This is a genomic window from Microcoleus sp. Pol7_A1 (assembly GCF_036701085.1).
In the GTDB taxonomy this organism is placed as follows: Bacteria; Cyanobacteriota; Cyanobacteriia; order Cyanobacteriales; family Microcoleaceae; genus Microcoleus; species Microcoleus asticus.
On record NZ_JAUBQD010000013.1, the window covers coordinates 82593 to 97673 of the forward strand.

General features: G+C 47.2%; 14 protein-coding genes. 6 read left to right on the forward strand and 8 right to left on the reverse strand.

Annotation, left to right across the window (positions count from 1 at the left end):
• The first annotated feature begins 41 nt into the window (after positions 1–41).
• Positions 42–887 carry a hypothetical protein gene (locus QUA20_RS10440; protein WP_333188495.1) on the forward strand — a complete coding sequence of 282 codons (846 nt, stop codon included), beginning with the start codon at positions 42–44 and terminating at the stop codon, positions 885–887.
• 119 nt (positions 888–1006) lie between these two features.
• Here the strand turns inward: QUA20_RS10440 and QUA20_RS10445 are convergent, their stop codons facing one another.
• Complete coding sequence (locus QUA20_RS10445; protein ID WP_333188497.1) at positions 1007–1576, reverse strand: pseudouridine synthase; 570 nt, start codon at positions 1574–1576, stop codon at positions 1007–1009.
• Between the two features lie 139 nt (positions 1577–1715).
• Between QUA20_RS10445 and wecB the strand changes: the two genes are divergently transcribed.
• On the forward strand, positions 1716–2846 hold the full coding sequence (wecB, locus tag QUA20_RS10450) for a non-hydrolyzing UDP-N-acetylglucosamine 2-epimerase (RefSeq protein WP_333188573.1): 1131 nt from the start codon (positions 1716–1718) through the stop codon (positions 2844–2846).
• 44 nt (positions 2847–2890) lie between these two features.
• Here the strand turns inward: wecB and QUA20_RS10455 are convergent, their stop codons facing one another.
• The 4 genes from QUA20_RS10455 to QUA20_RS10470 form a co-directional block, all read right to left on the reverse strand.
• Complete coding sequence (locus QUA20_RS10455; RefSeq protein WP_333188499.1) at positions 2891–4804, reverse strand: ATP-binding protein; 1914 nt, start codon at positions 4802–4804, stop codon at positions 2891–2893.
• 50 nt (positions 4805–4854) lie between these two features.
• A complete protein-coding gene (locus QUA20_RS10460; RefSeq protein WP_333188502.1) occupies positions 4855–5739 on the reverse strand; it encodes a substrate-binding domain-containing protein in 885 nt (294 codons plus the stop codon).
• Between the two features lie 674 nt (positions 5740–6413).
• A complete protein-coding gene (locus QUA20_RS10465) occupies positions 6414–6935 on the reverse strand; it encodes a hypothetical protein (protein ID WP_333188504.1) in 522 nt (173 codons plus the stop codon).
• An 8-nt stretch (positions 6936–6943) separates the two neighbouring features.
• Positions 6944–7441 (reverse strand): TIGR00725 family protein, encoded by a 498-nt coding sequence (locus QUA20_RS10470; RefSeq protein ID WP_333188507.1) that lies wholly within the window; start codon positions 7439–7441, stop codon positions 6944–6946.
• A gap of 178 nt (positions 7442–7619) precedes the next feature.
• On the opposite strand from QUA20_RS10470, the gene QUA20_RS10475 reads away from it, so the two are divergent.
• Complete coding sequence (locus QUA20_RS10475; protein WP_333188510.1) at positions 7620–7829, forward strand: toxin-antitoxin system, antitoxin component, Xre family protein; 210 nt, start codon at positions 7620–7622, stop codon at positions 7827–7829.
• On the forward strand, positions 7816–8151 hold the full coding sequence (locus tag QUA20_RS31995) for a type II toxin-antitoxin system PemK/MazF family toxin (RefSeq protein ID WP_445304662.1): 336 nt from the start codon (positions 7816–7818) through the stop codon (positions 8149–8151). The genes QUA20_RS10475 and QUA20_RS31995 overlap by 14 nt, the downstream gene beginning before the upstream one ends.
• Here the strand turns inward: QUA20_RS31995 and QUA20_RS10480 are convergent.
• Positions 8096–8749 carry a protein kinase domain-containing protein gene (locus QUA20_RS10480; protein WP_333188512.1) on the reverse strand — a complete coding sequence of 218 codons (654 nt, stop codon included), beginning with the start codon at positions 8747–8749 and terminating at the stop codon, positions 8096–8098. The two genes, QUA20_RS31995 and QUA20_RS10480, sit on opposite strands and share 56 nt — an antisense overlap.
• Between QUA20_RS10480 and QUA20_RS10485 the strand changes: the two genes are divergently transcribed.
• The gene (locus tag QUA20_RS10485) at positions 8749–8976 is read left to right on the forward strand and encodes a hypothetical protein (RefSeq protein WP_172192830.1); all 228 of its coding nucleotides are present in this window, start codon (positions 8749–8751) and stop codon (positions 8974–8976) included. The genes QUA20_RS10480 and QUA20_RS10485 overlap by 1 nt on opposite strands.
• A gap of 68 nt (positions 8977–9044) precedes the next feature.
• Here QUA20_RS10485 and QUA20_RS10490 read toward each other — a convergent pair whose 3' ends face one another.
• Positions 9045–9929 carry a 4-hydroxybenzoate solanesyltransferase gene (locus QUA20_RS10490; RefSeq protein ID WP_333188515.1) on the reverse strand — a complete coding sequence of 295 codons (885 nt, stop codon included), beginning with the start codon at positions 9927–9929 and terminating at the stop codon, positions 9045–9047.
• Positions 9930–10141: 212 nt separating this feature from the next.
• Here QUA20_RS10490 and QUA20_RS10495 point away from each other — a divergent pair, with 212 nt between their 5' ends.
• Positions 10142–11758 (forward strand): Ppx/GppA phosphatase family protein, encoded by a 1617-nt coding sequence (locus QUA20_RS10495; protein WP_333188518.1) that lies wholly within the window; start codon positions 10142–10144, stop codon positions 11756–11758.
• Between the two features lie 308 nt (positions 11759–12066).
• Here the strand turns inward: QUA20_RS10495 and QUA20_RS10500 are convergent.
• Positions 12067–15081 (reverse strand): Ig-like domain-containing protein (locus QUA20_RS10500; RefSeq protein ID WP_333188520.1); only part of this gene is annotated, 3015 nt, incomplete at its 5' end.

Below are 15081 nucleotides of genomic sequence, written 5' to 3' on the forward strand. Positions count from 1 at the left end.
CTTTTAATAAACTTAATTTAAAACTTGGATTTAAATGTGCCGTGGAAGCTAAAATCGAACAATTTTCGCGTAAGTGGTTGAGCCTGCTCGTTAATGGAGTTATTGGTCTAGCAGCGCTGGCGGGGGTCGTTGCCATGCAGTCGAGCGGGGAGCTGGGCGGAATGCCCTCTGTTGGCGTTCAGGGGCAAAAGCCGCTGTCTTCAATTTCTGCTGCCAGTTTCAAGCAAGCCGCACAGCAAGAAGCGCAGCAAGAAGCTCTGCGGCTGAAAATGCTAAAAACTATCCCTAGTTTTGGGTTTGACAATTTAATTGCAGATTGGACATTTCTCAAATTTTTGCAGTATTTTGGCGACGACGAAGCGCGAGATGTAACGGGCTACAATCTCAGCCAAGATTATTTTGACATAGTTACGCAGCGCGACCCGCGGTGGGCTGACATCTATCTGTTTCTTTCCACAGCTATTTCTTTTTATCAGGGAAAGCCTGAAACTGCTGTTAATTTTATAGAGCGCGGTACTAGGGCCCTTGCCCTTTCGCCGCAAATTCATTCCCAATCGTGGATAGTGTGGCGAACTAAAGGTCTTGATGAGTTGCTGCTGTTGGGGGATATTCCCGAGTCAATTCGCTCTCACGAAATGGCTGCTGATTGGGTGCAAGGAAGCCCGGAATGGTCGAAATTGGCGCCGATGTTTCGAGCAACTGCTGAGTATTTGCGCAGAGATCCCGATAGCGTGCCGGTGCGGTTTATTGCTTGGAGTACGGTTTACGATCAAACAACTGATAAGTTGGTGCGTCAAAGGGCGAAACAAGCTCTTGTCAAGTTGGGAGCTCAGGTAAAAAAAGATCGGAATGGAAAGGAGAGTTTTATTTTGCCGTCTCGAAAGTAAGCAGAAGGAAGAAGGAAGAAGGAAGAAGGAAGAAGGAAAATGCAGCCACAGTCATAGTTTCAACTATCAAGAATGTCCTAACCGTCAAGACTGTTGACTGTAATTCTCCAATCTAAAATCTAAAATCTAAAATCGGCTTGAGTTAGTTCGCGCCATTCACCGGGTTTGAGGCCTTCCAGACGCAAATGCCCGATCGCACACCTGACGAGCCGCAGCGTCGGAAACCCTACTGCAGCGGTCATCCGGCGCACTTGGCGGTTGCGGCCTTCTGTCAGGGTCATTTCCAGCCAAGCTGTCGGTATGTTTTTGCGAAATCGAATCGGCGGTTCGCGGGGCGGCAAAGGCGGTTCTTCTAACAATAATTGCACTTTTGCCGATCGAGTCCGATAATCTTGAATTGTGACACCTGTCTGCAAAGCTGCGATCGCACTTGCATCGGGAATTCGTTCAACTTGCACCCAGTAAGTGCGGGGATGAGCGAATTTCGGGTCACTGAGGCGGTGCTGCATTTGTCCGTCATCGGTTAGCAGCAACAAACCTTCACTATCGCGATCGAGCCTTCCTACTGCATAAATGTTAGGAATAGGAATATAGTCTTTGAGAGTGCTGCGTTTAGTTTCGCTGGAGTTGTCAGTGAATTGAGTTAAAACATCATAAGGTTTGTAAAATAGAATGTAGCGATAGGGCATAAGCAATTAACAAAAATGTACTAATCTCAATAATCCTGTAAGGGCGGGTTTCACCGACAATAATTGCCTAAAACCCACAATCTCCAAAACCCGCCCCCACGAACACGGCAATATGAATAAACTTACACCTAATTTTACCATGCCCGAAGCCACACACCGCGTTTGCATCGTCTTAGGAACTCGCCCGGAAGCGATTAAACTAGCCCCAGTAATTCAACGGTTCAAAAGTTCGCCAACCTTTGACACCCAAGTAATTTTAACCGGTCAGCACCGAGAAATGGTCGAGCAAGTAATGCGAATGTTCGATCTAAAAGCCGATCGGGATTTAGCAATTATGCAGCACCAGCAAACCTTGACGGATATTACTTCCCGGAGTTTGCAGGGTTTGGAAGCTTTGTTTAAAGAATTGCAGCCCGAAATCGTGTTAGTTCAGGGCGATACAACGACTGCGTTTGCCGCTGCTTTGGCTGCATTTTACCATAAAATACCCGTAGGTCACGTAGAAGCCGGATTGCGGACAGACGACGTGTTCAATCCTTACCCCGAAGAGGCTAACCGACGGTTGATATCTCAGCTCACACGGCTGCATTTTGCCCCGACAGAGCTGGCCCAAGAGAATTTAGGGCGATCGGGCGTTTTGGGAGAAATTCACCGTACAGGCAACACAGTAATCGATGCTTTGCTTGCAGTAGCCAAACGCGAACCAGAATGCAACATTCCTAACTTAGATTGGAGCAAATATCGCACTATCTTAGCAACAGTTCACCGCCGGGAAAATTGGGGAGAACCTTTAGCAGGAATTGCTCAGGCATTTATCCAAATCTTAGATAATTTTCACGATACAGCCTTGCTCTTACCTCTACACCGAAATCCGACAGTTCGAGAACCTTTGCAAGCTCTTTTGGGCGACCATCCGAGAGTATTTTTAACTGAACCTTTAGATTACGCAGAATTAGTAGGAGCGATGCAGAGATGTCACTTAATTCTCACAGATTCCGGCGGCTTGCAAGAAGAAGCACCTAGTTTGGGTAAGCCTGTTTTAGTATTACGAGAAACCACGGAAAGACCTGAGGCAATTTCTGGGGGTACGGCTAAACTTGTCGGTACGAATTCTGATACAATTTTCACAGCAGCGGCAGAATTGCTCAGCAATTCCGCAGCTTACAACGCAATGGCAATGGCAATTAATCCTTTTGGTGACGGTTTGGCAGCCTCGCGGATTTTAAAAATTGTAGCAGAGTATTTTAGTCAGAAGACAGTTGACAATTGACGGTTGACAGTGAGTCGAAAAACTGCAAACCGATTCTCAACTATTTATTGGCTGAGTCCGACCTCTATGGGAATCTCAATCACAAACTTTGTGCCTTCGCCCAGGGTGGAATCACACCACAGTTTTCCTCCATGCTTTTCCTTCACCACCTGATAGCTAATGGATAAGCCTAATCCTGTCCCCTTTCCTACGGGTTTAGTAGTGAAGAAGGGATCGAATAGGCGCGATCGCGCTTTCTCTGGAATGCCAGTACCGTTATCGGCGATCGCAATCTGCACCCACTCTTGTTCTGTTTTGGTAGTCATAATCCAAATCCGATTCGGTTGGTCAGCAATATCTTGAAAACTACGTCCTTCATTGCTATCTTCCAAAGCATCGATCGCATTTGATAGCAAGTTCATAAACACCTGATTAAGTTGACCTGCATAGCATTCTACCAACGGTAACTCGCCATATTCTCTTACTACTTCAATGGTTGGGCGTTCTGGCTGGGCTTGAAGGCGATGTTCTAAAATCATCAAGGTGTTATCAATGCCTTCATGGATATCGACAGCCTTGAATTCCGAGTGATCCAGACGAGAAAAGCTACGCAACGAAACCACAATGTCCCGAATGCGACTGGTGCCCATTTTCATCGACTTAAGAATCTTAGTGAGATCCTCTTGTAGGAAGTTTAGATCCACATCGTCTAGGTCATCTTGAAGTGATGGGGACGGGTTGGGATAGTGCTTTTGATAGGCATCTAGTAATCCCAGTAAGTCATGGATGTGATCGTTGAGATGAGACAGGTTGCCGTAGATAAAGCTGACCGGGTTGTTGATTTCGTGCGCTATCCCTGCCACCATTTGCCCCAGTGCCGACATTTTTTCGTGATGCACCATCTGACTCTGGGTGCGGTGCAGTTCTTCAAGGGTACTCTCTAGTTGTTGCAACTGTTGGTTCAGTTGCCGATCGCGAGCCATAAGTTGCTCTGCCATACTCTTAAATCCCTGAGCTAAAAGCCCTACTTCATCCTGACTGTCAACCGGAATACCAACGGCTAAATTGCCTCTGGCCAATTCCTGGGTTGCCTTAGTCAGTCTTTGAATGCGAAGGCTCAGAGCTTGGGTCAGACGCAAACCTCCGATCATCACGACTGCGATCAGGACACTTCCTAATAGGCCAAAGCCACCCACCACCAACCATAAATGGTGTTCTGCTTCGTCTATTTCCTTAGCAGATTTGAGTACAGCAATTTGGAGAGTTGCCCCATCAAAACTTTGTAATTCGATTGTTGCGATCAGGTATTCTTCACCTGCAATCCTGATTTTGGTGGGCAACCCGTCTGGCTGTCGAAATTGCCAAAGTCGATCGCGCGGAAGTGGCAAAGTAGCAGCCGTCACCCTCTCCCCCTCAAAAGCCACCAAATGTATGGATGTGTCGCCACGAATTGACTTTAGCGCTGTGTCGTCGATGGCTACTCCCGCAGCCAAGCCACCTAGCACTTTTTTAAATGATTTGATCGAGATGGAGGCAATCATCGAAGAAGGTGCCCCGTTTTCTGCTAGGAGAATGCCTGATAACTCTAGTCCAATGCGGGCGGCACGGTTGACAGAGGCATCCTGCAATTTCGCCTGCCTTATTGCTCCCAACTGTGAAGACACTAAGACTTGACCATTAGTGTCAACTATTCTGATCAAATCCAGTTTTAAACCAGCTTGGATTGGTAATACAGTTCGCAGTAATAAAGCGCGATCGCCCTCACCTACTGCTCTGATGACATCATTATCCTCACTCACGGAACGGGTTTTCACACTGAGTGATTCTTGCCTTTGCTTGAGAGTTTCCCGCAGCATACTAGCCAGATCCACCATCTCATTTCGTGCTATCTGTTCTAAATTGATTCTAGCAAAATAACCAAAACCCAAGGTTCCGAGAGTCCATAGACTCAGAAATGCCAACAACAGAGGCGATAACAACTTGGCGGAAACGGGTAACCGCCGATATCTCGATCGGATGGCCACAGCTCTTAATTCTTGGCGGATTGGGTCACGGAAATAAAGCCAGACTGCTCCATCGCGTTGATTCCTGGCTGACTAGAGATGTATTGAAGTAGCGCTTGGGTAGCCTCTGAAGGTTTTTTGTGCCAGAGAATTGAAATTGTCCGAACCATCGGATACTTGCCCGCTTTGACATTTTCTCGTGTTGGTTCAACCCCGTCGAGGCTGAGGCGGTTGACAGGTATTTTATCGGAAATGGCGTGAGCCAGGGAAAAGGTACCGATGCTGTAAGGAGTGCTTTGAATTGCCTCGATCAATTCCCCTTCTTTCCGAAATACTACTGCTTCTAATGAATTTTTTAAATCTGCTCCTAGGTAATATTTCCGCAAGAGTCGCTTGGCAGATTCATCTTCTGGGCGATCGAGCAGCACAATTTTAGCATCGGTTCCTCCGAGTTCCTTCCAGTTGGTGATAGTGCCGCTATAAATGCCTTTGATGTCTTCAGTAGTGAGGTTTTTCACCCCTGTGACGCTGGAATGAGTGGCCACTAAAAGGGCATCATGGACAACATCACGAGACTCTAAAGTGCCATCATTTTCTTCTGGCTTTAATGTTCTCGATATTGCACCTACATCGACTAATGTCTGTTTAACCCCATCAATTATATTTTCGGACTGCCCTGGTTCTAGGTTGGTGATTTTGACGTTTTTTGCGCTAGCTTCGTAGTTGGTTTGCAGCACCTTCATCAGACCCAACGTGCTGCTTGACGCCCCAACTTTAATCGAGGTTTGGGTTTGTGTTGCCGCAGTCGTGGGCGCTGTTGTCGTGGTGGCACTGCTGGTCGTCGTACTGCAACTGGGCAGCCCGAGGAGGACGATCGCACTTAAAGCTACCGTAACTAAATTCGGTTTCATTTAACAATTCCTATGCTATTTAAAAAAATGATCGGGGTAGTAGAAACTCAAGTTTTTGATGATTTTATAGTGAACCGAACTCGAGCAATTTTTTAGGTTGGTATAAAAAAAAGGAGTTGATATTTCACGGTTGATTTCACCTTACTAAATCTTATGCTAAGTAATTAAAATTTGCAATGAGTCATCGCAACCTTTTGTCATGCTGTTTGATAGGATTAGCGATCGCATCCTACTTATTATAGATGCGATCGCAGACAATGCAGCCTGACCGATTAGAAGTTACTGTTACAGGTCAATCTGGAAACTGTTATCCTGACTAATTTATCTTAATTGCAAGTTACAGATAAGTGTTTCTTGTTGAGCTTGATAGATCGATTTGCGATCGATCTAAAACGACGAAAATCAGAAATCATTTGATTTAGAGGGACTTAGACAAAAATTGAGGCGAAAAAGGCTTCAAACCTAGATGGATTGGATCGAGACTTTCAGATAGAATAGGCATAAATCTAGTATTTACAGGGGTTTCAGCCATTGTTAAGTCATCGACCTCTTTCTTTTGCGAGTGCTAGCCAGAGGTTTTAAGCCCCTAGAGGGGCCTTAAAATGTCTAAGTCCCATTAGGTAAATTTCGGTGCTGTAACTGAGAATGTTTGCCTTGCCAGTTATAATATCTTTTTAAGGAGAGGGAACTTGTGGCTGAAAATTGCTGCTGCCTTTATAACCGGATAAAATAGCAAGTTTTTCCAAAGATTGCCGGCCCGTGTAATATTTACCCCGAATTTCCCAAGTGGGATAAGCTTTAATATTGGCAGCTTTACACAAATCCGGTTGAGCATCTTTGCCTCTAGGATCGCACTCTATGTAAGTAATTGCGGTAAATGCTTCTTTGCCGAAAAGTTCTTGTTGCGTGTGACAGTGAGGACACCAGTAAGCACCGTACATTCTAGCTTTGATGGTCTGCAAATGGGTTGCTAAACCTATTTGATCGGGTACGGATTCACTGCGAATAGGTGGCGCTTCTTGTTCAGTAACAGGCGGTGCGAAAGGGGGAGGAGGAGGGAGCGTTTGTGCTAATTTAGGAGTGGATTTGTTGCTGAAACTGAACTGTGCAATTCCTCCGTCTGCTTTGGTACTGACGAAAATCCCCAAAGTCATAAAAATGCCGATCGCACAAAAGTTGAATTTGCTTACTCTCATCTTGGATTTCATCTGGGATTTACTAGGATTTCGCGAGCTTGATTCATTGCCTCTACAGCATTGTTTACCACAAAGATGTTAATTTGTGCTAAACCTTTAAAAAAAAGTTGACTTTCGGCGCTGTGATTTAACAATATAACTTGTTTGTTAGCTTTCAGAGCGAGGGCGATTTCCGAAGCCGTGCCCGTGCCCATACCGCAAGCAATTATTACATCTGAAGAAAGAACGTTAATGTTATTTCTGGCGTTTCCCATATCGGTGACGATCGCAATATCTACAGCTTCAGAAATGCCGCGAGTGTCATTCCCCGGAAGGATGCCGACAGTTAAACCGTTAGCTGATTTTGCTCCTTTGTTGGCTGCATCCATGACGCCGACATTTCTACCGCCAGTTAGCAATATCCATCCTGCTTCGGCGATGAGTTGTCCGAGTTGATAGGCGTTTTCTAAGTCGGTTGTTGTGGCACTATCGCCCGGGCCCATGATGCCGATGATGATTTTTTTCATAGTTTTGGGGTGAATAGGGTGTTATTAATACTTGCGAGTGTTTTTCCACTATCTACGAATGTATCTTATCATAAAAATAGTGGCTTACTCTAAACAATTTGTGAGCCAAATAACTTCAGGAAGTTTCCTAGTATTTTTACAATATATGCTGATTTAACATTAAGAAGTGAGAGATAACATGAGTATCGCCCAAAACCCAGAAACAAAGCTGATGGAAAAAATCCGTAGTTTACCGCCCGATAAAATTACGATATTAGAAGATTTTATCGATTTCCTTTTAACGCGAAGTGAAGATCGTCTTCTCGTTTATACTGCAACTAAACTCTCAGAAGCAGCTTTTGCTAAAATTTGGGATAACCCAGAGGACGGGGAATATGACGAGTTATAATTTTGGTGATGTGGTTTTAGTTCATTTTCATTTTACCGATCAAACTACCAATAAAAAACGTCCAGTAGTTGTTATTAGTTCTGACGTTTATAACGCAGAATATCCCGAGCGCATTCTTATGGGTATAACAAGTCAAGTTAGCAGTAGTCCGAAACGGGGAATAGCCGTAATTAATGCGATTAAGAACCCGGCAATCAACAGAATTCGGTCAATTTTTTGTCCTGTCATATATTTTTTTTACACGAGATGTTTTAGATCGATCCAGTTTAGAGTGCCGTACTTGGGACGGGAGTGGGCTGCTGGTTTGGTTGTGTCCTCATAAATTGAGCAATAAAAATCCCAGCAACAGTGACAATTCCTAAGCAAACTAAACCTATTAACAATTTTTTTAGGCCTGGTGAGTTGAGCGAGGACCAGCCTGGAGAAGGGAAAATAATTGTCGGCAATGTTGACGATGCTACTAGAGGCGCGATCGCACTTAAAGCTTCATCTGCTGACTGGTAGCGCTGTTGCCATTGATATCGCACCGTTTTATCTAAAATATCTGCTAATTTGGGGCTGACTGATACTCGTCCCCTCCACACAACTTCTAGGGTATTCGGATTTTTTGGTAACTGGTGAGGAAATACCCCCGTCAGTGCTTGGATAGCCGTCATTCCCACTGCATAGATATCGCTGCACAATTTGGGATGCCCATTTTCTTGTTCGTTGGACATATATCCCTCAGTGCCAATCGGAACTGTCTGCCGTTGCCCTTGAGAATATTTCAGTTGGCTGCCGATTTGTTTGACGGCCCCAAAGTCGATCAAGACAATCCTACCATCGGAATTGGGCCTCATTAAGTTAGAAGGCTGGATATCCCGGTTGATGATATTTTGTTGATGGGCTGATTGCAATACTTCTAAAATATCATCCAACATTGAATAATCTAGAAAAAGCCATCAAATTAGTAGAGGACAAAATCTCCGGGTGCGAAGAAACCATCCTCGACTTATTGGGCGGTTTAACTTCCCAAGTTCCAGGCGATATCAATTATTATATAGGCGCCGCAGAAGGTATCCGAGGCGATGTTTCTCAACTTTTAGAAATTTTTCCACCCAACAGCCTCAGTCACCGTAGAGTGCCCCAGAGCATTCAAACCTGTTGAAATCGAAAAATCAATGACTGACCCACCTTACAAGTTGATTTAACTTCTGTCACCCACCTAGGCGGAGTCTAAAAAATATCCCCAACAATCATCCCCGCCAATATGACAAACCCCACCCAAACATTTTGGTGAAAGATTTGACCGTAAACCAGCTTAGGAATATCCGCATTCCGCAGTTGACTGTATTGCAAAAACCACAAAATTGCCGCCGCACAAATTGCCATCCAAAAACCAATGTGTAAGTGCAGATTAATTCCCATTGCCGTCAATAAACCGACAGTCCCAACAAAGAAAAAACCCACAGCATTAGCTGCATAATTTCCAAAAAAAATTGCGCTGGAATTCACCCCCAAACGCAAATCGTCTTCGCGATCGCTCATCGCATAAACTGTATCAAATCCTAACGTCCACAGGACGACTGCACCCCACAGCAACCAAGTCGCTAATTCTAGTTTTCCAACGGCAGCGCTCCAACTAATTAAAACGGCAAAACCCCAGGCAATTGATAACACTAATTGCGGCACTGGAAAGAATCTTTTTGCTAGGGGATAGCAGATAATTACTGGTACGGCGGCGACGCACAACCAGAAACTTAAAGGATTGAGATAAAAAGCGAGAATTGCCGCGCAAGCAAAGGAAATTAATGCAACTGCTATTCCAGTTTGCACGGTAAGGGCGCGGGATGCTAGGGGGCGCGATCGCGTTCTTTCTACTTCGGGATCGATATCGCGATCCCACAAGTCGTTGATGACGCATCCAGCGGCACTCGTGGCTAAGGTACCCAACACAATCACGCCCACCAATGCTGCAGGCGGTTTCCCATCTGCTGCTAAAAAGACGGCCCAGAGGGCTGGAATCATTAAAATTAGCCTTCCTGCTGGTTTGTCCCATCTCAAAAGCCTCACGACGGTTAGCAATGTGGATTCTGGTTGGCGATCGAGCTCTTTAAGCATTTCAATTCTAGATTTGATATTTTTAACTCTCGATCTTATCAAATTTTAGGCACAATGACTTACTATCTCTGTTGGCGATGGCATTTCTGCCGGAATTTATAACAGGTGAAAGTCTTGGCCAGTCAGCATTTCCCGTTTTTTGCTAATTTAATAGAATGCCTAACTGGATTCGTGAAATAATCATAAATATCTGTCAACCCCGAGACACTCCAATGGTTAATTTACTTGCTTCGGCGGAGTCAAATCGCATTATTGCTGCTATTGATATGGGTACTAACTCGTTTCACATGGTGCTGGCGCGCATCGATCCGAAATTGCCCGCGTTTACGATTATTGCTAGAGAGAAAGATACGGTTCGGTTGGGCGATTGCGATGCTAAGACAGGGTGCTTAAAGTCCGAAGTTATGGAAAGGGCGATCGCCACTCTGCGCCGCTTTCAAGATATTGCTAAAACTTTTAATGCTGAACAAATTATCGCTGTTGCTACGAGTGCGGTTCGCGAAGCCCCTAACGGGCGGGATTTTCTCAAACAAGTTGCTGAAGAATTAGACCTGAATGTGAGTTTAATTTCCGGTCAGGAAGAAGCGCGGAGAATTTATCTCGGCGTTCTTTCCGGTATGGAGTTTAACAATCAGTCGCAGGTGATTATTGATATTGGGGGCGGTTCTACAGAGTTGATTTTAGGAGACAGTTCTGAGCCTCGCTGTCTCACCAGTACAAAAATTGGTGCTGTTCGCTTAACAGGACAATTTGTCAAAAGTGACCCGATTAGCAGGGAGGAGTTTGCTTATTTGCAAGCTTATATTCGGATTTCGCTGGAAAGACCGATCGACGAATTGCGATCTCAATTCAATGCTGGCGAAACTTTGCGCTTGATTGGCACTGCTGGAACCATCGAAACTCTGGCGGCAATTAACGCTCGCGAAAAGTTGGGAACAGTGCCGAGTCCCCTAGCGGGATATCAGTTAAGTTTAAAAGATTTGCGCGATTTAGTCAATCGCTTTCGCAAACTTTCTTACTCGGAAAGGTTGGCAATTCCGGGAATGTCGGACAAGCGGGCGGAAATTATTCTGGCCGGCGCTTTGATTTTGCAGGAAGCGATGGCACTATTAGGGATGGAATCGCTGACTGTTTGCGATCGTTCTCTGAGAGAAGGCGTAATTGTTGACTGGATGCTGGCGCACGGTTTAATTGAAAACCGCTTGCGCTATCAAGGTTCAATCCGCCAGCGCAGCATTCTGCACATGGCTGACAAATATCAAGTCAATTTAGAACAAAGCGAAAGAACCGCAGCATTTGCGCTCAATTTCTTCGACCAAACTCAAGGAATCCTGCACAATTGGGGAACCGAAGAACGCGAGTTGCTGTGGGCTGCCGCGATTCTGCACAACTGCGGTTTGTACGTCAGTCATTCGGCGCACCACAAGCATTCTTACTATTTAATTCGCAATGGTGAGTTATTGGGATACACTGAAACAGAGATTGAAGTCATTGCTAATTTAGCTCGATATCACAGAAAAAACCCTCCGAAAAAGAAGCACGAAAATTTTTTGATTATTCCCAAAAAATACCGGGAAGTAGTTAGTAAGTTGCATCCTTTTCTGCGGTTGGCTGTGGCTTTGGACAGGCGGCAGATTGGCGCAATTTCGGATTTTAAATGCGAACACCGCCCAGAAGTTCGAGAGTTTCATTTGCGGCTGCAACCGCTTAATCCAGAAGACGATTGCGCTCTGGAGCTGTGGAGTTTGGATTATAAAAAGCCGTCTTTTGAGGATGAGTACAATCTCAAATTAGTGGCAACTTTGGAGCCGACTCTGGTTCCCGTTTAAATACAAGGCAGAGCCTGGAAACGAGAAACTGTAGGGTGCTGTGCCAGAGAGATTCAAGGTGGTGAAGAAGACCCTCAAACGCTTGAAATCTCTCTGGCTGCGCTCGTTAAATCTTTTTCTTTTAACAGGCGATCGGCAATAAACCTAATTTATTGCCGATCGCCAGCCGGTAGGATGAGGTAAAGCCGGTCGATCGCACCAATCCCTAGAAGGGCAGCGCGCACCTACAAGCTACCAAATTGCAAGCGTTTGAGGGACTTCTATACCAGGCTCGGCATTCACCAAGACGCGGGCAGATTATGCAGTGCTTACCCGAAGATGGTAAAATCATTCACATCGATCGCGCTAGCTTGCACTCCGTTCAAAGCAGCCAATAGTTGACCATTCTGACCAATCCTGATGAAAGCTGTATTAGCGTTTTGGGTAATACTAAGTTGAGCAAAAGTTAGACCGCCCGCTAACACCAGGAAATCTTCACCATTGGTGAAATCAGTAATTATATCGCTGCCTTCACCTGCTGTTAAAACAAAGCGATCGCGCCCAATGTCGCCGCTGAGAATATCATTGCCCAAACCCCCAATCAGACAATCGTCGCCTTTACCGCCATAGAGAGTATCGTTGCCCTCCTCGCCGCATAGCTTGTCACTACCGCCGTTGCCAAACATCAAATCATTGCCAGCACCGCCGCATAGGGAATCTGGCTCGCCGTTAAAGCCGATCGGCCTGTCTCCGAAAATAGTATCATCCCCGTCGCCGCCGCAAATGCTATCACTGCCGCGATCGCCCAACAGCAGATCGTTGTCAGTACCCCCCACCACAACGTCATTGCCCTTGCCGCCGTAAAGCGTATCATTGCCCTCTCCGCCGCTTAGAGTATCCGCAGCATCTCCCCCGTTCAATAAGTCGTTGCCCGCACCGCCAAAGAGCAAATCGCGTCCAGTCGAGTCAGGGTTAAACGGGTCAAAACTGCCTCCAAACAAGCAGTCGTTACCCTGAGCCCCAACTAGAGTGTCATTGCCTTTGTCGCCCCAAATCAAGTCATCGTCTTTGCCGCCGATGGCCACATCATCGCCCTTACCCCCAAAAATGCGATCGTCGCCGCCGGCGCCGTTGAGGTAATCATTGCCAGCGCCGCCAAACAGCAAGTCTTTGTCTGCATTCGGGCCAAGGGGGATATTGCTGGGCAGTCCCCCGTAAATATTGTCGTTGCCTTTTTGACCCAGCAGAATGTCGTCGCCGTTGAAACCGCTGATAACGTCGTTGACATTGCTGCCGATGAGGAAGTCGTCGCCGTCAGTGCCGTTGAAAGTGCGATCGACTGGATTCGGGCCGGGAATCGAACCGATCGCGGGTAGGGTAATCTGTTCGCAAATGCAATCAGTATCCCCGCCGCGAACGCTGTCAGAGTCAACAGGAGTTCCCGTCGGAGTCGGAGTTCCCGTCGGAGTCGGAGTTCCCGTCGGAGTCGGAGTTCCTGTTGGCGTTCCCGTTGGAGTCGGAGTTCCCGTGGCAGTCGGAGTCGGAGTTCCCGTTGGCGTTGGAGTTCCTGTTGGCGTTCCCGTTGGAGTTGGAGTTCCCGTTGGAGTTGGAGTCGGAGTTCCTGTGGGAGTCGGAGTCGGGGTTGGAGTTCCTGTGGGAGTCGGAGTTGGAGTTTCCGTGGGAGTCGGAGTTGGAGTTTCCGTGGGAGTCGGAGTCGGAGTTTCCGTGGGAGTCGGAGTCGGAGTTGGAGTTCCCGTGGGAGTCGGAGTTGGAGTCGGAGTTGGAGACGGAGTTGGAGTTTCCGTGGGAGTTGGCGTCGGAGTTTCCGTGGGAGTCGGAGTCGGAGTTGGAGTTCCCGTGGGAGTCGGAGTTGGAGTCGGAGTTGGAGCCGGAGTCGGAGTCGGAGTCGGAGTTCCCGTCGGAGTCGGGGTTTCTGTGGGAGTCGGAGTTCCCGTGGGAGTTGGTGTCGGAGTTTCCGTGGGAGTCGGAGTTGGAGTTTCTGTCGGAGTCGGAGTTCCTGTGGGAGTTGGTGTCGGAGTTTCTGTGGGAGTCGGAGTTTCCGTCGGAGTCGGAGTTCCCGTGGGAGTTGGTGTCGGAGTTTCCGTGGGAGTCGGAGTTGGAGTTCCCGTGGGAGTTGGTGTCGGAGTTTCTGTGGGAGTCGGAGTTCCCGTGGGAGTTGGTGTCGGAGTTTCTGTGGGAGTCGGAGTTCCCGTGGGAGTCGGAGTCGGAGTCGGAGTTCCCGTGGGAGTCGGAATCGGAGTTCCCGTGGGAGTCGGAATCGGAGTTCCCGTGGGAGTCGGAATCGGAGTTCCCGTGGGAGTTGGAGTTGGAGTTTCCGTGGGAGTTGGAGTTGGAGTTGGAGGGGTATTTACAAGAATGCTTGCCGTGACGATCGCAGAATCAGCTTTCCCGTCATTAGCTTTGTAGGTAAAAGAGTCTGTCCCTGCAAAACCAGCATTCGGAGTATAAGTGAAAGAACCGTTAGCGTTGAGGACGATCGACCCTGTAGCCGGATTTGTCACCAGAATCGCAGTCAGCGGGTCGTTTTCCGGGTCTTTATCGTTGATTAAGACTCCCAAACCCGTCACGTTGAGGGGACTGTTAAAAGCAGTGGTATAGCTGTCAGAATTGGCTGTAGGCGGGTTATTGTTGACGTTTACAGTTACGGTAGCGGGTGTAGAGTTAACTATCCCGTCGCTGACTGTGTAGGTAAAGGTGTCTGTTCCAGAAAAGCCTGCGTCAGGAGTATAAGTGAAAGAACCGTCTTTGTTGAGGGCGATCGACCCTTTTGTCGGATTTGCGGCCACCGCAGCAGTCAACGTGTCTAAATCTGCGTCGGAGTCGTTCGCTAAAACTCCGGGCACTGTTACGCTGAGGACTGTTCCCGCACTGATGCTGTAGGTGTCAGGTTGTGCTGTTGGCAGACTGTTAGTAACGTTGATATTCACCGTGGCGGGGACAGTCGCAGCCCCGTCGCTAACGCTGTAAGTGAAGGTATCTGTACCGACAAAGCCAGGGCTAGGAGTGTAAGTGAAGTTACCATCGGGGTTAAAAACGATCGTACCTTTGGTCGGGCCTGTGACCAAAGCGGGGGTCAACTTGTCCAAGAAGTCGCCGTCGCTGTCGTTGCTTAAGACAGATGGAAAGGCGTTGAGAACTTTGTCGTGCTGGGTGATGTAGCTATCAGGTTGTGGCTGTGGCTGCTGATTGATAACGTTGATATTCACCGTAGCGGGAACAGTCGCAGCCCCGTCGCTAACGCTGTAGGTGAAGGTATCTGTACCGACAAAGCCAGGGCTAGGAGTGTAAGTGAAGTTACCATCGGGGTTAAAAACGATCGTACC